At 71.3% G+C, this 19,648-nt stretch carries 13 protein-coding genes, 1 tRNA gene and 1 pseudogene; 8 read left to right on the top strand and 7 right to left on the bottom strand.

Annotation, left to right across the window (positions count from 1 at the left end; translation table 11 throughout):
* Nucleotides 1-75 precede the first annotated feature (75 nt).
* Nucleotides 76-4,500, bottom strand: a complete 4,425-nt coding sequence (locus tag ABZ321_RS55470; protein WP_354904724.1) for a HEAT repeat domain-containing protein — start codon at nucleotides 4,498-4,500, stop codon at nucleotides 76-78.
* The gene (locus tag ABZ321_RS55465) at nucleotides 4,497-5,441 is read right to left on the bottom strand and encodes an FAD-dependent oxidoreductase (RefSeq protein WP_354904750.1); all 945 of its coding nucleotides are present in this window, start codon (nucleotides 5,439-5,441) and stop codon (nucleotides 4,497-4,499) included. Before ABZ321_RS55465 ends, ABZ321_RS55470 begins: the two co-directional genes overlap by 4 nt.
* Nucleotides 5,442-5,667: 226 nt before the next feature.
* Between ABZ321_RS55465 and ABZ321_RS55460 the strand changes: the two genes are divergently transcribed.
* Both ABZ321_RS55460 and ABZ321_RS55455 read left to right on the top strand, forming a co-directional pair.
* Nucleotides 5,668-6,597 carry an SCO2521 family protein gene (locus tag ABZ321_RS55460; protein ID WP_344503417.1) on the top strand — a complete coding sequence of 310 codons (930 nt, stop codon included), beginning with the start codon at nucleotides 5,668-5,670 and terminating at the stop codon, nucleotides 6,595-6,597.
* A 313-nt stretch (nucleotides 6,598-6,910) separates the two neighbouring features.
* Complete coding sequence (locus ABZ321_RS55455; RefSeq protein WP_354904722.1) at nucleotides 6,911-7,606, top strand: hypothetical protein; 696 nt, start codon at nucleotides 6,911-6,913, stop codon at nucleotides 7,604-7,606.
* Between the two features lie 58 nt (nucleotides 7,607-7,664).
* Here the strand turns inward: ABZ321_RS55455 and ABZ321_RS55450 are convergent.
* The 4 genes and pseudogenes from ABZ321_RS55450 to ABZ321_RS55435 form a co-directional block, all read right to left on the bottom strand.
* A tRNA-Val gene (locus ABZ321_RS55450) sits at nucleotides 7,665-7,736 on the bottom strand.
* A 66-nt stretch (nucleotides 7,737-7,802) separates the two neighbouring features.
* A pseudogene (locus tag ABZ321_RS55445) lies at nucleotides 7,803-7,997 on the bottom strand (DUF6158 family protein); the annotation flags it as partial.
* Between the two features lie 53 nt (nucleotides 7,998-8,050).
* Entirely contained in the window at nucleotides 8,051-10,150 is a 2,100-nt protein-coding gene (locus ABZ321_RS55440) for a family 20 glycosylhydrolase (protein ID WP_354904719.1), read from the bottom strand.
* An 88-nt stretch (nucleotides 10,151-10,238) separates the two neighbouring features.
* Nucleotides 10,239-11,294 (bottom strand): DUF5937 family protein, encoded by a 1,056-nt coding sequence (locus tag ABZ321_RS55435; protein WP_354904717.1) that lies wholly within the window; start codon nucleotides 11,292-11,294, stop codon nucleotides 10,239-10,241.
* Nucleotides 11,295-11,393: 99 nt separating this feature from the next.
* Here ABZ321_RS55435 and ABZ321_RS55430 point away from each other — a divergent pair, with 99 nt between their 5' ends.
* The 6 genes from ABZ321_RS55430 to ABZ321_RS55405 all read left to right on the top strand — a co-directional run bounded on the left by ABZ321_RS55430 (nucleotide 11,394) and on the right by ABZ321_RS55405 (nucleotide 18,051).
* The gene (locus ABZ321_RS55430) at nucleotides 11,394-12,602 is read left to right on the top strand and encodes an MFS transporter (RefSeq protein ID WP_354904715.1); all 1,209 of its coding nucleotides are present in this window, start codon (nucleotides 11,394-11,396) and stop codon (nucleotides 12,600-12,602) included.
* Nucleotides 12,603-12,740: 138 nt separating this feature from the next.
* The gene (locus tag ABZ321_RS55425) at nucleotides 12,741-14,576 is read left to right on the top strand and encodes an SCO2524 family protein (protein WP_344503412.1); all 1,836 of its coding nucleotides are present in this window, start codon (nucleotides 12,741-12,743) and stop codon (nucleotides 14,574-14,576) included.
* Between the two features lie 3 nt (nucleotides 14,577-14,579).
* Nucleotides 14,580-15,509: an SCO2523 family variant P-loop protein gene (locus ABZ321_RS55420; RefSeq protein WP_344503411.1), complete on the top strand. Its 930-nt coding sequence runs from the start codon at nucleotides 14,580-14,582 to the stop codon at nucleotides 15,507-15,509.
* Nucleotides 15,506-16,465, top strand: coding sequence for an SCO2522 family protein (locus ABZ321_RS55415; RefSeq protein WP_354904711.1), 960 nt, complete (start codon nucleotides 15,506-15,508; stop codon nucleotides 16,463-16,465). The genes ABZ321_RS55420 and ABZ321_RS55415 overlap by 4 nt, the downstream gene beginning before the upstream one ends.
* Nucleotides 16,466-16,615: 150 nt before the next feature.
* A complete protein-coding gene (locus ABZ321_RS55410) occupies nucleotides 16,616-16,909 on the top strand; it encodes a nuclear transport factor 2 family protein (protein WP_354904708.1) in 294 nt (97 codons plus the stop codon).
* A gap of 170 nt (nucleotides 16,910-17,079) precedes the next feature.
* Nucleotides 17,080-18,051 (top strand): hypothetical protein, encoded by a 972-nt coding sequence (locus ABZ321_RS55405; RefSeq protein WP_354904706.1) that lies wholly within the window; start codon nucleotides 17,080-17,082, stop codon nucleotides 18,049-18,051.
* A 373-nt stretch (nucleotides 18,052-18,424) separates the two neighbouring features.
* On the opposite strand, the gene ABZ321_RS55400 is transcribed toward ABZ321_RS55405, so the two are convergent.
* Nucleotides 18,425-18,925, bottom strand: a complete 501-nt coding sequence (locus tag ABZ321_RS55400; RefSeq protein WP_354904703.1) for a hypothetical protein — start codon at nucleotides 18,923-18,925, stop codon at nucleotides 18,425-18,427.
* Nucleotides 18,926-19,648 lie beyond the last annotated feature (723 nt).

Raw genomic sequence — 19,648 nt, 5'->3', positions numbered from 1 at the left:
GATGGCGAACGGCGAGCCGCGGGGACACCTAGCAGGTATAGCGTGTCACACGCGCTCAAGCAATCATCGCCAACGCTACTGCCGCTCATCCGTACGGCGGAGCGGAATGGGCGGCAGGTCGTGGGGTGAGATCTCCGGCAGCCCTGTCAGGACCTGCCCGATGACCTCGCGAAACGCGCCGTCGGGGTGATGCCGGGCGTGCCGGTCGAGCAGCGCCCGGGTCTCCGGCTGTGCGCCGAAGCGGTGACCGAGCGCACGGACCGACTTCTCCTTGACGGTCCAGTCGGGGTCGTCCAGGTGCTCGACGAACCAGGCGTGGATCTGCGGGCTCGTCTCGGGCAGCTCGGCCAGGACGGTGCCGACCACGCGGCACAGCTCGGTGTCGGCGGGGTGGGCCGCGGACAGCGCGATGAGCCGCGCGGGCAGGTCCGGCTCGGCGCCGAGGAGGCGTCCGAGGACCCGCGCGGCGCCGCCGTTGACCGGGGCGGCGTCGTCGAGCCGGACCAGCAGCCGGTCCCGGACCTGCGCCTCCAGCGCGGGACCGCCGCCGGTGCGGCGCAGCAGGATCTCGGCGGCGGTCTCGATCACGTCGGCGTCGGAGTCGGTGGAGATCCGCTCCAGCAGCGCGTCCCGCGTGTCGTCGCGGTCGCCGAACCGGTCGCCGAGCAGCTCCACCGCCGTGCGGCGCAGCTTCGCGTTGGCGTTGCGGTCGCCGGTGCGCTTCACGAGGATCCGGGCGACCCGCGGGCCGGCGCCCTGATACGCGCCCATCGCCTCGGCCGCGATCCGCACCACGTCGCCGTCGAGGTCGGCGCGGATCCGGTCGCCGAGCGCGTCGCGGGCGTCCGGGTCGTCCAGGTGCGCGGCGAGGATCTCCGCCGCCGCCCGGCGGACCAGCTCGCTGTGGTCGTCGGCGACCCGCTCGACGATCAGCCTGCGCGCCTGCGGCCCGAGCGACCAGCGCCGCCCGAGGGCGGTGACGATCGCCAGCCGTACACCGGCGTCCGTGTCGAAACGGGCCCGCTCGGTCAGCTTCGTGCGCAGGTCCGCGTCGAGCGCGATGCGGTGCAGCAGGACGCCGACCGCGATCCGGCGGACCTCCGCCTCCGGGTCGTTGAGCTTGCGCTGCATGGCGATGGCGACCTTGCCGTCGGTCGAGGCGATCCCGGCGAGGGCGTGCGCGGCGGCGATCCGGACGGCGGGGACCGCGTCGCTCATCTCGTCGCGCAGCGCCCCGGCGACGACCTCCTCGCCGATGAACCGGGCGCCGAGGATCTCCGCGGCGGCGAGGCGCACCGCGGGGTCGGGGTTGCCGCGGGCGGGCAGCCGAGCCAGGGCCGCGTCGCGCACCTGAGCGGCCGCCTCCGGATCGCCGGCGCCGCGGTCCGTGGCGAGGAGGTCGTCGGCGAGCGCTTCGGCGGCGGCGCGGAAGACCCCGGCGTCGGGGTCGGTGCGGACGTAGCCGAGCAGGATGTCGCGCGTGTTCGCGCACTCGGCGAGGACCTCGATCGCGGCCCGCCGGACCGCGGGCCCGGCGCCGGCCGCCAGCCGCTGCACGACGTCGTCGCGCACCAGGTCGCCCGCGTGGTGGTGCTCGACGAGCGCCTGCGCGGCCAGCTTGACGACCTGCGGGTCGGTGTCGACCCGCAGCCGCCGCCGCAGCGCCGCGACCAGGTCGTCGCTGGTGCCGCAGCGCCAGCCGACCAGCTCCACGGCCGCCTGCCGGGCCGGGACGTGGTCGTCGCCGGTGCACACCATGACGGTCCGCAGGGTCGCCGGGTCGGTGGCGCAGGCGGGGCGCAGCGCACGGATCGCGGTCGTGCGGATCCCGCCGGAGCGGTCGTCGCGGGCCAGCCGGTTGAGCGCGGCGACCGCGGCGGGGTCGTCGCCGAAGTGCTCCCCGAGCGCCTGGACCGCGGCGACGCGCACCTGGCCGTACGGTCCGGAGCCGGCCCGCTCGATCAGCATCCCGCGGACCCGTCCGGCCTCGGGGTAGGACGCGTTGACCCGCTCCGGCAGCCGGCAGCGGCGGGCGAGCTCGGCGAGGCCGGCGACGGCCGCGTGCGACGCGCGGCTGTCGCGGACCGGGTCGAGCTCCTCGGTGAAGAGCCGCTCGACGTCGTCCTCGGGCTCGGCGAGGATCGCCGCGATCCGGGCCGCGTATTCGGTGACGGGGCTGCACAGCAGGTGGGAGCCGCGGCGGCGGTACCAGGCGAAGAAGCTCCGGCGGCCGGGCCAGTCGGGTCCGATGGTGCGCACGGCCGGCAGGATCGCGTCCTCGATCAGCTGGGCGGTGTCGCGGTCGTTGATCGACACGCAGTGCTCCAGCAGCAGGACGACCCGGTCGAGCAGCACCGCGGCCGCCTGCTCGACCGCGGCGCGGCTGCGCAGCTCGGCGAGGCACTGCACGGCCAGCGCGATGTTCCACGGCGGGTTGGGGAACTCCTGCGGCGGCCACTGCGGGTCGGCGTCGGTGACGAGCATGTCGACGATCTGCTCGACGCCGGCCTCGGGCAGCACGCTCGCGACCAGCCGCAGCACCTCGTGCCAGGACGTGTCCGGCCAGTGCCGGCGGAACAGGTCCGCGACGTCGTCGAACGTGAGCAGCCCGGTCTTGAACCGGTGGCGGATCTCCGCCGCGCAGAAGAAGTCGAGGAACGTGCGGTGCGCGAAGCCGTACAGGTCGGGGCCGTAACGGCTGAGGATGAAGTTGCGCATGTGGAGGCGGTCGATGATGCGGTCGGCGGCGGCGCTGGCGTCGGCCCGGTCGAGACCGAACCGCTCGACGAGGTGCCGCACGAAGACGGCCCGCAGCTCGTCGCCGTGGATGTAGTTGACGGCGGTGGAGCTGTCGAACTGCATCTCCCACGCCAGGCGGCGCAGCATCGCCTTCTTCTCGTCGGCGTTGACGTCCACCCGGTTGCCGGGCGCGGTGCCCGGCGCCGCCGCGGTGTCGCCCTGGCCGAGCTGCCGGTTGACGTCCCACCGGTCGACGAGCACGCCGGCGGCGTGGTTGTAGAGGTTCCACCGCTCGCGGGGCAGCGCCTTGTGCCGGCTGATGATCGCCAGGATGGTCAGCAGCAGCGGGTTGCCGGCCAGCTCCCGGATCGCCGAGGTGAGCCGGAGCGTCTCCAGCAGCCGCAGGCGCCGGATGCCGGCGCTCTCGTCGTCGGACATCGTGTGGCGGTACCAGCGGGCGAGGAAATCCTGGATCTGCTCGTCGCCGAGGTCCTGCAGGGTGAAGTGGGCGAAGCCCGCGTCGGTCAGCGCCTTGCGGACATAGCCGATGACGCGCGACGTGACGAGGACCCGCACCGACGGGAACTCCTCGACGAAGGCGGCGATCCGGGCGGTCACGGCGGTGCGCTGGTTGCGGTCGAAGATCTCGTCGAGCCCGTCGAAGATGAACAGCGCCCGGCCGTTGTCGGCGAGGTACTGCCGCAGCACCGCCTCGGGCAGCCCGAGCCCGTCGCGGGCGGCCTGGTGCGCGAGATACTCCACGAAGCTCTCGCACTCGCCGCTGACCAGCATCGCGCTGTACGAGCGCAGCTCGACGACGAACGGCAGCACGTCGGTGAGCGCGGACAGCCGCTCGTCGCGCCGGGCGCGGCTGAGCACGAGCATCAGGTAGTTGGTCACGGTCGACTTGCCGGACCCGGGGTCGCCGAGGAGCACGACCTTGCGGTGCTCGGTGTCGGACAGGACGTCGAACAGCCGCTGCCACGGCTTGGCGAGGTAGAGCTCGCGGAGGTGGTCGGCCTCGCTGGCGTCGATGTGCTCGGGCAGCTCGCCGGGCTTGATCTGCCCTTCGGTCTGCATCCGGCGCAGCCAGTCGCGCGGCAGCTCCACCGGTGGCGGCGGCTCCTCCCGCACGAGCTGCTCCACGAACACGTCGGCGACGGTGACCTCGATGTCGTCGGGGTGGTCGGGCAGCGCGAGCGCGCTCAGGTCGAGCCGGCGCCGCTGGTCGCGGACCCTGGCCCGATACTGCGCGACGTGGTCCGGCGGGTCGCCCCCGGCCGTGCCGGCCCGCAGCCGGGCCAGCTCGTTGGTGACCGCGGTGCCGACCTTCGCGGCGAGGTCGTCGGGGGTGGTGAACATGCTGCACAGCCGGCCGTCCGGCCCGGCCAGCTCGGCGCGCAGCGCCATGATCCGCTCGCGGGGGCGGCCCTCGTCCATGACGTTCGGCGGCCAGGGGTGCGCCGGCTCCAGCAGGAAGATCAGTCGCGGGATGCCGAGCGTGACGGCGTGGCGGTACTCCAGCTCTGTGATCGACGCGTTGTGCGAGGGCACCTCCGCGCCATACCGCCAGGCGTAGATGCCGACGAAGATCTGGCACTTCTCGACGTCGCGGAGGCAGTAGTCGAGGGAGGTCTCGTCGGCGGCGACGTAGTCCTCCATCGCGTGCGGCACGACGTGCAGGCCGCGCAGGACCGTGAGCACCGCCTGGCGGTGCGCCTTCAGGTCGACGAAGCTGGAAGACACATAGACGTCGGTCACCGTGTTGACGACTCCAGCGCCGTCACCAACTCCACCGTTTCCAGGGCGCAACCCCACGAAAGACTCACGCCTCCGCCACCGTGCCCGTAATTGTGCACGACGTGGCAGCGCCCAAGATTGACATGCTCCAATCGTACCTGCCTGCGGAAAGGCCGGACGCCGACCCGCACCTCGCGGATCACGGCGCCGGCGAGCCGCGGCTCCACCGTCGCGCACCGGCGCAGAATCTCCCGCGCCGCCCGCGGATCCGGCTCGGTGTCGGCCCGTCCGGGATATGCGGTGCCGCCCAGCACGACATGGTCGCCCTGCGGCACGAAATAGGTCAGATCGGGGTCCTCGCTGTCGACCTCGATGAAGAACTCGTCCAGTCCGGGATTGTCCACGATCACCACCTCCCCGCGCGCGCCGCTGAGCTCGTCGTCCCGGGTGAGGCGGCCGGCGGCGTGCCCGGTGCAGTTCACCACGATGCCGGCCTCGTCGCCGAGGTCCTCGAGGGCCGGCACGTCACGCAGCCAGAAGACCCCGCCCGCCTTGTGCAGCCGGTCGTAGAGGTAGGTCAGGTAGACCGGCATGTCGACCACGGGGATGCGGTACCGCCAGCCCATGGTGAACCCGGGGCGCAGCTCGTCCGGCCCGCACGCCCGGACGCCGGGCAGCCAGGCGAGGTAGGGGCTCGGGTCCTGCGGCGTCCTGCACGCCTCGACGCCGTCCATCAGCTCCACGCCCGTGGTCGGGTCGGCGGCCAGCGAGGTGAGCGTCTTCAATGTGCTTTTTCCCCACCGCTCCACGCATTCGTGCTCCACCAGATGCGGCCCCCACAGTGCGCCCGCCGCGCATGACGTCGTTTGTGAGGGATGGTCCCGGCTCACGATGACGACGGACATTCCGCGCTCCGCCAGCAGAACGGCGGTGGTCAGTCCCGTGACGCCCGCCCCGACCACCACGACGTCCGCCCCTGAACTGGTCACCCGTTGAGAATAAGGCCCAAGAGATAGACGACCATGATCAGAGCTGGGAAAAACGAGATATCCGCACGATGTCCTGTCCGGATGTGCGGGACTCATGGCTCTGCGAGCCGCGGCCAACCGCTAGAGTAGCTGCACAGCGGGGCGTCGCGAACCCCCGCAGGCGTGAACCATCGGAGGAATGATGCTCACCTTTGGTGAGGTGCATACCGGACTCCTCCAGAACTCCACGCCGCTCGCGCGCGACAGCACCGTCCGGCTGCTGGACACCGCCCCCGGTTCGCGGGTCATCCAGTCGGAACGGCCGATCGCCTATGCCGTCTCGCCGGACCGCCTGATCGGCGTGGACTGCGCGCTGCCGTCCAGCAGCGGGGCGAGGGTCCGCGCGGTCGGCACCGTCGTCTCGCACGCCGCCGTCACCGGCGGGCACGTGCTGCAGGGGTCGGCGCACACGTCGGTGACCCCCAGCGCGGAGAACCGGCGGATGCAGTGGCCGCACTACCTGGCCCGGCCGGCGCGGCTGGAGACGATCGGCAAGGTGAAGGCCGGCGACGTCCGCGACGGCTACCTGCGGCACGAGCGCAGCGCCGACCGGCTCGACATGGCGGGCATCGCCGGGCACACGATGGACGCCGTCCAGGGCTCGGCGCAGCTGGACCACCGCTCGCCCTTCCGGGCCCGCCGCACCCACCTGCGGTGGGTCTTCGAGCCGACCGCGGGGCACGAGGGGCTCAAGGTGGAGTTCACCGTGCAGTCCGAGACGCTGCGCACGCTGACCCTCGCCGGCAGCGGCGACTGCTCCCCGTCGGTGGTCGAGCTGTGCGAGGACCTCGCCCTGCACGACTGGCTGCTCACCACGCTGCTGTCGATCGCCGAGTCGGCGCTGACCCGCTCGACGGCCAGCACCCAGCGCGTCCGGCGCCTCCAGCCGGCGGTGGAATACCTGGTGCCGCTGTGGATGCCGGCGGCCCGCCTGGACGGCGAGGTGCTGCCGGTGTGGGAGTCGCTCGACCGCCGGCCCGGCTTCACGCGTCAGTGGGACCTGTCGGTCGGCCGGGTCCGCGACCAGATCACCCTCGCGATGATCGAGCTGCTGCGGATGACGTCGGCGGTCACCGGGACGCACACCTGACCCGCTACCTGTGCGGTGCTGCAGACGAGCTGGCGGCTCAGCGAGCTGACCTTCCCGCGTAGAGAGGCGGCGGAGCGGGACGAGGTGGCCGCCGCAGTGGCGCTCGGGCAGGTGTGCCGGGTCATCGCGTGGTCGCAGCAGTGCGCGCAGGAGCGGCTACAGACCGACCTTGCGGACCCGGCGAGCCGCCAGATCGGCATCGCGCTGAGTCAGGGCAGGCAGCAGATCGTGCAGTTCGTCGACCCGGACCCGCCGAAGTTCTTCCGGGTGGAGGGTGACCCGTGGGCCGTACGGGTTCAGCGGCCCCCGCGCCGTGCTGCTGTGGCTGTCGGCGCTCTGCGAGTTCGGCGGCGGTCACGCGGGCGTCGGCACGTACATCCTGTGCGAGGTGCTGACCGGCGAGAAGTTCTTCGGCAATTACTGGGACGACGCCTGCATCTTCACCGAGATCGAGCGGCGGATCGGGCCGCCCGGGAACGGTCCACCACCGTCGAAGGCTGGTGTTCGCGTGTGGCGGTCTCGGGACGATCAGCCTCGACCTGGCGACCACCGTCATCGCCGGGCTGCGCAACCGCAACTTCCTGCCGCCTGCCGGGTGGGAATCGGACGCGAACTCCTCCACCGAGAAGGAGCGGATCGCCGCCGCGATCGCGGAGTTGGGCTACACCCGGGCGTTGGAACCAGCGACGACGGCGGCGCACCACCGGCGCAGCGGGTTCGCCACATGGGTCTTCCAGCCCGCGTCGACCGGCCGGTTCCCGGCGAAGGCGCCCCGTCCCTCGCGGTCGGTACTCAGCTCAGGCACCTCGACGGGTCGATCGGAGGGCGCTACTCGCACGTCACAGCGGAGATGATCGCCCGCCTGCTGGAGGGTCTGACCGCCCGGTGGGAGGAAGCCCTCGACGCCCGCCGGCGGATGCACCCGCGCTCACCGGTCCGCGTGCTGGACCGGTTGCTCCAGGAGAACGACCAAGATCGTCTCCTAAGATTCTCCCAGGAGGGTCAATGACAAGCAAAAGGACCGGCTCCCGATGGGAAATACCGGCCCTCTACCTGCGCTGTCGCGGTGGGCGATACTGGGATCGAACCAGTGACCTCTTCGGTGTGAACGAAGCGCGCTCCCGCTGCGCCAATCGCCCGTGACGTTTGTGCACTCTACCTGATCCACCCCGTCCGTCGCATCTTTGGGGGGCGGGTGGGGTGTGTCAGCGGATGCGGGCGGGGTTGATTTCGCGGGAAGGGTGGCGGCGGAGGTACTCGCCTTCGAGTTCGGTGGTGCGGCGGGTGTGGTTGGCCAGGGCGCTGTCGGGGCCGTGGCGGAGGGCGTCGTGGCGGGTGCCGTGCAGGCTGGCCAGCTCGCGGAGCAGCGCCTCCTCGGTCAGGGCGCCTGGGGAGACGCCCTGCACGATGTCGTCGGTGGGCATGTGGCGACGTGTACCCAGCGGGCGGCGGGCTACACGAGGGTGAGGCTGAAGTCGTCCGCGTAGTAGGAGGGCTGGCCGTACCAGCCGTGCACGAAGACCGTCACGGAGGTGGTGGTGGCGCCGGTGGTGAAGGTGACGGACAGCGGGGCGTAGGTGTTGCCGGTGCCGGGGGTCCAGGTGCTGACGTTCACGCCGGTGCCGGTCGCGCCGATGTACACGTAGCTGCCCTGGACGTAGCCGGTGAGCCGGTAGGTGCGGTTCGGCTGGACCGTGACGGTCTGCTGGCACTGTGCCGTGTCGCCGGCGGTGACGGCGCCGGCGAGGGCGCGGGTGCCGGAGCGGACGGGGCTGGTGACCACGGAGCAGCGGCTGCCCGTCCACGGCGCGAGGGATCCGGTCTCGAAGCCGCCGTTGGCCAGTACACCGGCGGGCGGCGACGACACGGAGGCCGACGGCGACGGCGAGCGCGACGCGGACGGGGACGCCGACGGAGAGGCTGACGGAGAGGCTGACGGCGAGCGGGACGCGGACGGGGAGACGGTGGGCGAGGCGGACGGCAGCGTGGACCACGGCACCTGCGGCGACCGGTAGTAGTTGATCCCCTGCACGGTCCAGCGCGGGCCCTGCGCGCCGAGGCGCACCTTGAACGTGTCCCAGTTGCGCGCGGACTGCGGCGACCACGCGAGCTCCGCCAGGGCGGGCATGCGCGGGAACGCCATGAACTCGATGTCGGCGAGGGTGCGCAGCGTCTCGCTCCACAGTGGAGCCTCGACGCCGAGGATCGAGGCGGCCGGGACGCCGGGGAGGTAGGTGCCGGGGTCCCAGTTGTAGGCGGTCTGCACCTCGATCAGGCCGGCCCAGGTCAGGCCGAGCGGCGTCGCGTTGGTGTACTTCATGTCGAGGTAGGTCTTGTTCGCCGGGGAGAGCAGGATCTTGTCGCCCTTGCTGACGGCGGAGCTGAGGTCGGCGTCGGAGGTGCCGGTGCCCCAGAACTGCGCGACGCGGCCGGCGGTGTGGTCCGCCTGGCCGATCTGGTGCCAGCCGACGACGGTCTTGTTGAGCGCGCCGGCGAAGGGCTGGACGCGGTTCATGAACGTGCGGTAGTCAGCTTCGCTGGTGCTGTGCGCCTCGTCGCCGCCGAGGTGCAGGTACGGGCCGGGGGTCAGGGCGGCGAGCTCGTTCAGGACCTGCTGCACGAAGGTGTAGGTGACCTCCTTCGAGACGCAGAAGGAGCTGAAGCCGACCTCGGTGCCGGTGTAGAGCGCGGGCGCGACGCCGTTGCAGTTGAGCTCCGCGTAGGAGGCGAGCGCCGCGTTGGTGTGCCCCGGCATGTCGATCTCGGGCACGATCGTGATGTGCCGGGCGGCGGCGTAGGCGACGAGGTCGGTGTACTGGGCCTTGGTGTAGTAGCCGCCGGCGCCGCCGCCGACCTGGGTGCTGCCGCCGACGGTCGCCAGGCGCGGCCACGCGTCCACGACGATGCGCCAGCCCTGGTCGTCGCTGAGGTGCAGGTGCAGCACGTTCAGCTTGTACTGGGCGATCTCGTCGATGTACCGCTTGACGGTGTCGACGCCGAAGAAGTGCCGGGACACGTCGAGCATCGCGCCGCGGTAGGCGTAGCGCGGCCGGTCGATGATCCGTCCGCCGGCGACGGTCCACGGCCCGCTCTGCACGGTCCGTGCCTCGACGGTGGGCGGCAGCAGCTGGCGGAGGGTCTGGACGCCGTGGTACAGGCCGGCCGGCGTCTGCGCGCGGATGGTGAGCAGCGACGCGGTCACGTCGAGCTGGTAGCCCTCCGTGCCGACGCTGGCGTCCGCGCCGGACAGCAGCAGCGCGATGCCGCTCGACGGCGTGCCGCTGCCCGTGGTGACCGGCAGCGCGTAGCCGGTCGAGGGGCGCAGCAGGGCGGCGAGGGCGTTGCCGGCGTCGAGCGATTCGGTCTGGATGCCGGTCCCCGAGCCGAGCGTGAACGTGACGCCGCTGGCGGGCTGGACGGACGCGGGCGCGGGCACCACGTCCTGGAGGCTCACCACGGCGGCGTCCGCGGGTGGCGCCGCGATGGTCCAGACGGCCCCCACGGTGGCGGTCGCGAGGGCGAGTGCGGCGGCGAGCAGGGCGGGACGTTGCACGGCGTCCTCCAACAGGAAAACTCATTGTAAAGTTTCCTGTTAATTGATGGCCTCCACTGCCCGGCTGTCAAGGGCTCCCAGGACCGGCTCATCGCAGCAGCGCCGCGAGCAGGTCGGCCCCGAGCGCCGCGGTGGCGGTGAGGTCGAGGGTGTGCCGCACGTACCGGCCGCGGCGCGTGGTCTGCAGCAGCCCCGCCTTCTTCAGCACGGCCAGGTGCCGGGACACCTCGGGCGGCGTCAGGTGCCAGGCCTCGGCCAGCTCGCCGGTGGTGTGCGGCCCGCGCGCCAGGGTCCGGCACAGCCGCTGCCGCACCGGGTGCGCGAGCGCGTCCAGCCGGCGCCGCACGAGGTCCATCGACAGCGGCCGCCCCTGGGAGGCCGCCGGGTATTGAACCACCGGCCGCCATCCCGGCGCGTGCACGGTGAGCAGGTGCGGCCGGCCGTACACCGACGGGATGAACGTGACGCCGTCGCCGGCGGCGCTCGTCGAGCTGTCCTGCAGCTTGTCGATCCGGATCCTGGTGCCGCCGGGCCCGGTGTCGAGGGTGACCGCCGGCGATACCGCGGTGAGGGCCGCCTCGATGCCGTGCCGCGCGAACAGGTCGGCCTTGTGCCGCGCGTCGGCGGCGAGCTGGTGCTCGACCTGCCGCCACGCGTCGAGGAAGAACGCCTCCGCGCACGCTTCCAGCAGCTCCCGTACTGCGGCCCGCACCGCCGACGGGTCGGCCAGCAGCCGCTCCGCGAACGCCGCCTGCCGCGGACCCCGCGCCAGGGCCAGCTCCAGTGCCCGGTCGAGGTCACGGGGCAGCCGGGGCGAGCCGCAGCTCATGACGAGGGCCGCCGCCACGTACGTCTCGTCGGGGATCGCGTCGACCGCGTCGAGCTCCGCCGGCAGGGTCGGGCGGGGCCGGCCGGGCACGAGGAAGTCCGCGCGCGAGGACCGCCACAGGAACTCGGCCTCCAGGAGCCGGTCGGCGAGCGCCGGCTTCAGCCCGGCGAGGGTCGCGCCCGCCCACGCCTGCAGCGCCGGGTGGTGGGCCGGCTCGGCGAGGACGTGCAGCATCGAGGTGAGCTCCGCGAGCGGCGACGGCGCGAACACGCACCGCTCCGCGGGCATCCCGGTGATGTCGATCGTCAAGGCCACACCCCAATCGTGCCAGCGCCCGGCGAGCGCGTGGTGACGCTTGACGGGTCCCGTCAACCCGCGTGATCGCGCCGGGTCGCGCGCCGCACCGTTGCCGCCATGCGATTCGGTTCCCGGTATGCGGCCGCGCTCGCCGTCGACGCGCTCGGCGCGGGTCTCCTGCGGCCCTTTCTCGTGGTGTACGGCCTGAGCGTGCTGCACCTTTCCGCCACCGCCACCGGTCTGGCCCTGTCCGCGGGGCTCCTCGCGGGCCTGATCGCCGTGCCGCTCACCGGCCGGTGGATCGACGCCGGGGGCGGCCCGTTCCGCAGCCGGGTCCTGCCGGTCGTCGCCACCCTGGCCGTCCGGGTCGCCGGCGTCGGCGTGCTGCTCGCCGCGCACGGCGTGGCCGCGTTCTCGGTCGCGTCACTGCTGCTCGGGATCGGCAACCAGGTCTGGCCGCAGGCGCACGCCGCGCTCGTCGCCACCCTGGCCGCGCCCGGGCCGGCCGACGCGCCCCTGGCGGCGGCCCGGTCGCTGCGCAACGCGGGCCTCGGCGCGGGCGCGCTGCTGGCGGCGCTCGCCGTCGCCGGCGGGCCGGACGTGCTGCGCCTGCTGGCCGCCGGCACCGCGGCCGGCTACGGGGTCGCGGCCGTGCTGGTGTGCACCGTCGTGGTGCCGGCCGCCCCGCTCGCGCGCACCGGGCGGACCAGGGAGGGCCGGGTGCCGGGCATGACGGTGCTGGTGTGGGCGAACCTGCCGTTCGCGCTGTGCTTCGCGGTCCTGGAGGTGGCGCTCCCGGTCGTGCTCACCGAGCAGCTCGGCGCGTCCCCGGCGTGGTCGGCGATCCTGTTCGCCGGCAACACCGTCCTGGTCGTGGCGCTGCAGGTGCACCTGGTGGTCCGCCTCCGTCACCTGTCGAGGCGGGCCGTGCTGGCCGCGTCCGGTGTCGTGCTCGCCGCGTCGTACCTGGGCTTCTGGGCGTGTGGCGCGGCCGGTGCGCCGCTCGCCGCCCTGTGTGCGGTCGCCGTCGCGTACACCTTGGGCGAGATCCTCTACGCGGGCAGCGGCACCGCGCTCGTCACCGCGGCCGCGCCCCCGCACCGCCTCGGCCACGCCCTCGGGCAGTGGCAGCTGTCCACCGGACTCGCCAACGCCGCGGCGCCGGCGCTGCTGCTGGCCCTGCTCGACGCCGGCCCCGGAGTGCTCTGGCCGGTGCTGGCCGGCACGACCCTCCTGGGCGCCGCGGCGATCCACCGGCGGGCCCCTGAGGCGGCCTCTGAGGTGGCCCCTGAAGTGGCGTCGGAGCCTGTCCCGGCGGTTCGCTGAAACCGGAACGGCATTCACGTCCGACGTTCCGCCACAATTGGGGGGAACGGTAGGCCAGGACTTGCGGGCGCCAATAGACTGCGACTCTCACGAGTGCGGTGCCGACGGCGCGCCGCCGAACAGATGGTGGTGCGGTCGATGAGGGTCCATCCGCGTCAGGAGCTGTTGTCGATCTGGAAGGCCGTGGTCCGCAATTCCCTGAGAAACAAGACCTGGGAATGGGGCGGGCGCGACGGGCGCAACTCGATCAGCGACGCGGAGCAACTGCTGTGCCTCCTGCTGCCGGCGACCCAGGTCGACACATTCCGGCTGGAGCGGCCCGACGAGACCAGCGAGGCGATGATCACCGCCCTGCGGCCGATGGGCGGCGCGACGGATATCGCGCCCTACCTGATCGGGCTGCTCCGGGAGTACTTCACCACCTATTCCGACAAGGAGACCGGCACGCCGGTCTTCGCCGGTGGCAGCTACTTCAAGACCCGGCCCGGCGTCGAGGTCACCAAGGACCAGGTGGAGCTGTCGATCGTCGACTCGTATTCGACGTCGATGACGCTGTCGCTGGCCACATTGGGATTTGTGACGGTCTATGAGCCGGAGACCCAGCGCGAGCAGGTGAGGGCCGACCTGCAGGATCTCAAGGCGCGCGCCCAGGTCCGCCTCAGCGCGGCGATGATCGGGCTGCTGCGCAGCTTCACCGTCAACGTCTTCACCGCCGACGACGAGGAAGGCCGGATCCTCTACGGCACGATCAACCAGAGCGGGTTACCGGCCCGGGCCGTCGTCTCCCAGCTGCGGCGGGAGCTGCGCGAGACGATCGCGAGTTTCAGCAACGTGACGATCGGCTCCGGCAACGCGCCGGAGGACCTCGCCCAGTCCGACCGGCTCTTCGAGTGTGGCTGGTCGTGGGGCGTCGTGGCCAACGCACCGGTCATCGAGACCGTCGAGGACGTGGGCCGCCAGCCCGACGGGATCGCGATCGACAAGCCCTACCTGTACTTCACCGTCACCGCCCTCGACGCGATCGAGGACCTGCAGTCCGAACGCACGCGCATCCTGAACCTGCTCAACGAGGAGCAGCTGCGGCTCGCGCAGGCGTTGCAGCTGCGGTACGACCTGACCCGGTCCTACTGGGCGGCCGTGGCGACGTTCGGCACCGGCCGGTGGCCGGTCGAGGACATCCCGTGGCGCACGGTGGACGACGTGGAGTCCGTCTACTTCACTCTGCTGGTCACCTCCCTCGCCGTGAAGGGTCTCGCCCGCGAACGCGGCTCCGACACGGAGCTGAGCCGGATCGGCGACGTGCTGATCAACCTGGCCGAGCGGGCCCGGCTGATCACCCGTCCGCTCAAGGACGACCCGATGCTGCTGCTGCACGTGCCGGGCGTGCTGCTCAACCTGGAGGGCACCGAGACGGTCGGCCCGCCGCTGCACTGGCCGATCACCGAGTTCGCCGCGCTGCTCATGCAGCGCACGCACGCGATCGCCGGCCTGCTCGGCGAGGCGCAGAAGCGGTCGGAGCTGATCGACCTCGCCGACCGGGTGTGGGACCACCTCGGGCGGCGCAGGATCAACGACGCGCCGGGCCAGGGCCTGTGGGACCAGCCGAGTTCGGCCTTCGGTGGGATCGACACGCACTACGATCTGCCCTCGTGGTACTACACCGTCCGCGTGGTGCAGGCGCTCGTCGCCGCCGCGAAGACGGTGGTCCGGCCGACGCTGCGCAGCGACGCGCTGCACAGCCTGGCGCTCGACCTTCTGAATGAGGCGGACCACTTGTTCGACAAGGAACTGCTGGCCGGGTCGATCGACGGCCGTGGACCGCTGAGCCGGGAGCTCCAGCGGGTCCGCGCCGACCTGCTGCGCGCCCGGGAGCTGGTGTCGTCGCGGCCGGGCACCTCCACGGCGCTGACGATCGAGGCGCTGCAGAAGCTCGACCAGCTCGAGAACGCCCGCAAGAACGTCTCCGAGGACTGACGCATGCTGGTCTTCGCGGCGTCGGACAAGGGTGGCACGGGCCGGTCGGTCACCAGCAGCAATCTCGTCTACCGCAGCGCCCTGGCGGGCAACGACGTGTGCTACCTCGACTTCGACTTCGGCTCGCCGACCACGGGCGCCATCTTCCAGATCAACTCGATCCTGCGCGGCACCAGCCGCGGCGGGCTGCACTCCTACCTGGACGGCTCGCGTCCCAGCCCGGAGCGGCTGGACGTGTGGGCCGAGTCCGACCGCAAGAGCCTGCGGCAGCGGCCGGCGCAGGCGGGCCGGATGGTGCTGTTCCCCGGCGACCGCGGCAAGGGCGAGTTCCCGATCGACAAGGACATCGTCGACCGCTGCGTCAAGCTCTTCCTCCAGGTGGAGGAGGAGTTCGACCTGGCGCTGATCGACCTGAGCTCGGGCCGCTCCTACGCCACGGAGATGGTCCTCGCCGCGACCGCCCGGCCGGAGCTGCAGAACGTCGGGCAGCGGTGGCTGATCTTCCACCGGTGGACCCGGCAGCACGTGCTCGCGGCGGCCAACCTCGTGTACGGCGAGGGCGGCATTCTCGCGGTCGGCAAGCACTACGAGCACAAGCCGGAGCACCTCACCAATTCGCTGCGATTCGTCCGGACGGCGGTGGTCAATCCCGACGGGCCCGAGGAATCGGCGAACCTGGAGGGGCTGCGGCCGGCGCAGGCGTCGTGGCTGAAAGAGGTACATCAGGATCTGCTGGAATTGGCCAACCAGCAGAAGGTCGGTCGGACATTGACGCTTGGCGAAGTCCCGCTCGATCCCGTGCTACAGTGGCGGGAACAGCTTATTTCGGACAACGACGTTTCAGACCGCATGATCGCGAATGCGGCGACCGTGGACGCATTCGAGCTGCTCGCGGAAAAGATCATGATCGACTCCGCTTGGGGGACGCCATGAGCGTATCTGAGGTGGTGTTCCGGGAGTCGGTCGCGCAGCGTGAGGTCGCGTCGATCCCGCTGTCCCACGTCTCGATCGAGCTGGGCCACCTCTACGCCGAGCAGTTCAACGGCGGCGACATCGACGCGATGCGCCGGCACTTCGCCGAGATCGCGCCCTGGGTCGAGGCGGCGCGGCAGTCCGCCGCCCGCCGGGCCGGCCGCACCCGCCCCCGGATCAGCACCTGCTTCCTCGTCGACGACTACTTCACCCGCTTCAGCACGCCGGCCGAGCTGATCCCGCTGCTGGTCAAGGCCGCGGCCGAGGCGGGCCTGACGATCGACTACCTGGCCCGCGAGTCCGGCTGCGCGACCACCGACCGCGGCATCCCGCTGGCGGACATGCTGGTCTCCCGGATCGTCGACGACCCGCCGCCGCTCACCAACGGCTGGCGGCCGCCGTCGTCGGAGTCCGGCTGGCTGTGCAACGGGGTGCGCTCGCCGCAGTCGGTGCCCACGGCGATGAACGGCGCCGCGAAGTGGCAGAAGCCGCAGGAGAACGCGGCCAACCGGCACTCGATCTTCCTCGACGTGGAGCTGTGGAGCGACGAGCCCGGCGGCCGGCTCTGGTCGTGCCCGCTGCTCGCCGCGGTCTGGCAGCTGCTGCGCCTCGGCATGCTGCGGTACCAGAGCGAGGACCCGGCCAGGCCGGCACGGTGGCACGGCGACCTGCCCGCCGAGTGGGAGCAGCTGCCGGCGATCGTCAGGCTCAACGAGCAGGCCGACCCGTTCAGCGCGTACCAGACCTATTCGATCCTGAGCGGCCGCTTCGTGCCGGTCGAGACGGCGGTGCGCACGATCCTCGGCCAGACCTCCGTCGAGGCGGCGGTCCTGGAGCAGCTGTCCACCCGGGCCCGCGCCGAGGGCATCGAGCTGCCGGCCACGCTCATCGAGCGGATCAGGTACGCGTTCCCGTAAACCGCATACCAGCGGCGGGATCGCCTGGGCCGCGTCGCCGGCGAGGGACTCGAACAGCACCGACCGGCCGAGCCGCTCCAACAGATGCGTCAGCAACGCCAGCTGCCCAAGCAACACACGGCGCGAATGCGTCGTCGGTAGCCTACGGCCATGGCGACGATCGAAGAACTGGCTCGGCGGTTGGAGCGAGTGGAGGCTGAGCTCGCCTTGCGCCGGTTAGCGCACGACTACTGCATCGGCGCGGATCACCGAGACATGCCACGGTGGGCGTCGGTCTGGACCGCCGATGCCGTATGGGAGACCGGCCCTGACCGGACCTTCATCGGACTCGACGCCATCTGCGCGGCGGTGCAGTCTCAATGGAACACCTTCCCGATCATGCAGCACGCCACCGCGTCGGGCTGTCCGCGCTTCCGCGCTTCACACATGTCGGGCTTCAGTTGATCCGTTACTGATCAGCGTCACATGAGGCGAGACGGCTCCGGCTAGACTATCTTGCAATGAGGCGCTGTTTGGGCCTGCCGCTGGCGTCTACGAGGATGCTAAAGCATGTCCCCATGACGGGCTGGGAACGAACGCCGGTCCGTCGACGAAATTGGCTACGCTGCCGTGCCATGGGTTACTGGGGAACGATCGTGCTCGCACTCTGCGAGCAGTCCATAACCGAACAACCAGCCACCACGGGGTTCGGCTGGCGGCATGTGCGGGTGCGTGATCTCGGCGACGGCTGGCAGCTGCTGGAGACGAGCAACCCGGCCAGCGATCCACCGGACCTCGTCGTGGGGGCCCAGGAGTGGGTCCGGACGGTGGGCACGCCGGTGCTCGCCGCGTACGTCTGTAACAGTGACTGCGCCGGAGTGACCGCCGCGACTCCGTCGGGTGAGGTCTGGTCGTTGCATCTGCCTGATCCGAACACGTCTTGTCACGTCTACCGGCACAATCCCAAGTTCGATGGAGGTAGGACGGCCGACTGGGCGGCTCGGGCAGCCGCCGGCTGGGCCCGAGCGGCCGGGCTCGCAGCGTCGGAGTCCCACCTGGACTGGTTGATGCAGCCGCGTCCGATGATGGAGGAGGACCGCTATCTGGGAGCGGACGATCTCGTGTTCGAACTCGTGCTCGCACTGGGCATCGCCACGATCACGCCGTCGCGGGCCAAGGCGTTGGATCCAGAGTCGGCGCCCTACCACCTGATCTCCGACCGTATGGGAGGCCTCGCCCAGTTGGCCCGCGACGAACTAGCAGCACGTGCGCATCGAGACGAAGCGCCGGATGCGTGGATGACCGACGCCGTGCGTTTAGAACAGGAGATCTGGGCAGCCGTGTTTGCCGCCGACGGCGCCGAACAGGCGGCGCAGCTTGCGGAGCGGGCCGACCAGCTGCGCTCGGATTACCTGGCAACCGTGGAGGCAGCCGGACCGCCCACGCCTACCGTCGTTGTCGGCGGCAGAGAGGTGACCAGCAGCTCGTATCTGGGTTACACGATGCACCAGATGCTTGGACGAGGGAATCTGAACAACCCCATGATGGCGGCGATGTTCGCCGACCGGCGGCACGACTTGCATCCGGTCCGGCGCAAGGAAAAGTAGAAGGACCGGCCGCCAGCCGGATATAGCCATTGCCGTCGTCCAACACGGCGTGATGCCAGCGGTCCGTCATGGCCAACTCCACCAGCACTCGGCGGAGTGCCACCCATCAAGTGAAGTCAACCTGTAACTGATCAAGCGGGGTCGACAAGCGGGGTCGCACGGTTCGGTGAGAAGTTTCCATACGTCTTCAAGGCGGCCCTGGCGGGCCGAAGCCCCGGACATCCTCAACCCGAGGAGCCGGGGCTTCAAGCGAACCGGTGACTCTGCGTCTACGAGCGCCAGCTGCCGGCGCTACACCGAGCGTGACCCGGGCGCGCACCCAGCACGACGGCGAGAGCTCCCGGCGGTGCGGCCGTTCCCGCCGGTTTCAGCCTCAGAACCCGCGCCATTCCTCTATGGGAACGTAGTGCCACACGTCGTCGACCCGCTCACCGAGGAAGAGCGGCCGGGTGAGGGCCACGTCTCCCGCCCGCTGTGCACGAACGACCAATCCAACATCCACGAGATGCGGATCCGCGCCGGGTGAGTAGTGCAACTCGGCGTCATGCCGGTCCACGTAGTCCCACACCCACTGCTCCACCTCGGACGGCACACGTCCCACGAGCGTGGCGCCGTCCATCGTGACCTGCGGACCGACCAGGGCGTCGATCGCCACGCAATACAGGCCTTCCGCGCGGAAGTAGGCCGTCAGATGCCGGTACGACAGCACTACAACACCCAAGCTTCCGCGGGAGCAGCTGCCCGACCCGGCATTGAGCGTTGCCATCACCTCATCGCGACTCATCCCGAACCGCAGCGGTCCCACGCTGACCAGCGGATCGAGAACCCAGTGATCGCGCTCATCGTCGCGCTTGACGTCCCATACCCCCGACACTTCAAATCCTCCGCCCACGCCTGACGCCAGCCGAACGCTACTGGCCCGTGCCAATCCCCTGCCTCCGGCGGGTAGGGCCTCCGGCCCTACAACCCGGGACATGCCTCCGGCGGCCAGGGCTGCGCGCCCTGGACCGCGGCGGGCCGGGAAGCCCCGGGCTGGCTCCGAGTCCTCCCGTTGCGCACCGGAGGCAGCCATGCCGCACCGGCAGGGCGCCAGCGTCCGAGGTGACCAAACGGCTCGTGCGTCATGGCGCCCCACCGGCACAGCATGTCCGGGCGGAGCCTGCGCAACGGGAAGCCTCTCCGGGTCCGAAGTATGTTGCGGAAGCGCCGGCCAGAACCGCGTCACCCTGCGGACGCCGCTGGGAGAATTCTGGGAGACGATCTTGCCGAACACGCCCCAGAGCACCGCCGCCAACCAACGGAGACCCATACCGTGACCTGCGTCTTTGTCCGCGCGGGCAGGTCCGGAGGAGAAGTTGACCTTGTTCACACCGAAGAGGTCACTGGTTCGATCCCAGTATCGCCCACCGCGACGGACGGCCCCTGCTCAACGGCGGGGGCCGTTTTCGCGTTCGTCGCGTGGTGTCATCCGCGCAGGCTTCGCCTGCTCCCCAGCGGGGGGGGGGGGGGGGGGGGCCCCCCCCCCCCCCCCCAAACACCCCCCCCAACCAAAACCAGGCCGTAGCGCGGCCGGAACCACCCATACCCGGGCCAAAGT

Origin of the sequence: Dactylosporangium sp. NPDC006015 (assembly GCF_040614215.1) — a bacterium.
GTDB classification, from domain to species: domain Bacteria; phylum Actinomycetota; class Actinomycetes; order Mycobacteriales; family Micromonosporaceae; genus Dactylosporangium; species Dactylosporangium maewongense.
This window is presented reverse-complemented; position numbering and strand designations above follow the sequence as displayed.

Coding starts and splice junctions, on each gene's coding strand:
- ABZ321_RS55430 (WP_354904715.1), top strand. CDS start 11,394: ATGCGATTCGGTTCCCGGTATGCGGCCGCGCTCGCCGTCGACGCGCTC.
- ABZ321_RS55425 (WP_344503412.1), top strand. CDS start 12,741: ATGAGGGTCCATCCGCGTCAGGAGCTGTTGTCGATCTGGAAGGCCGTG.
- ABZ321_RS55420 (WP_344503411.1), top strand. CDS start 14,580: ATGCTGGTCTTCGCGGCGTCGGACAAGGGTGGCACGGGCCGGTCGGTC.
- ABZ321_RS55415 (WP_354904711.1), top strand. CDS start 15,506: ATGAGCGTATCTGAGGTGGTGTTCCGGGAGTCGGTCGCGCAGCGTGAG.
- ABZ321_RS55410 (WP_354904708.1), top strand. CDS start 16,616: ATGGCGACGATCGAAGAACTGGCTCGGCGGTTGGAGCGAGTGGAGGCT.
- ABZ321_RS55405 (WP_354904706.1), top strand. CDS start 17,080: ATGGGTTACTGGGGAACGATCGTGCTCGCACTCTGCGAGCAGTCCATA.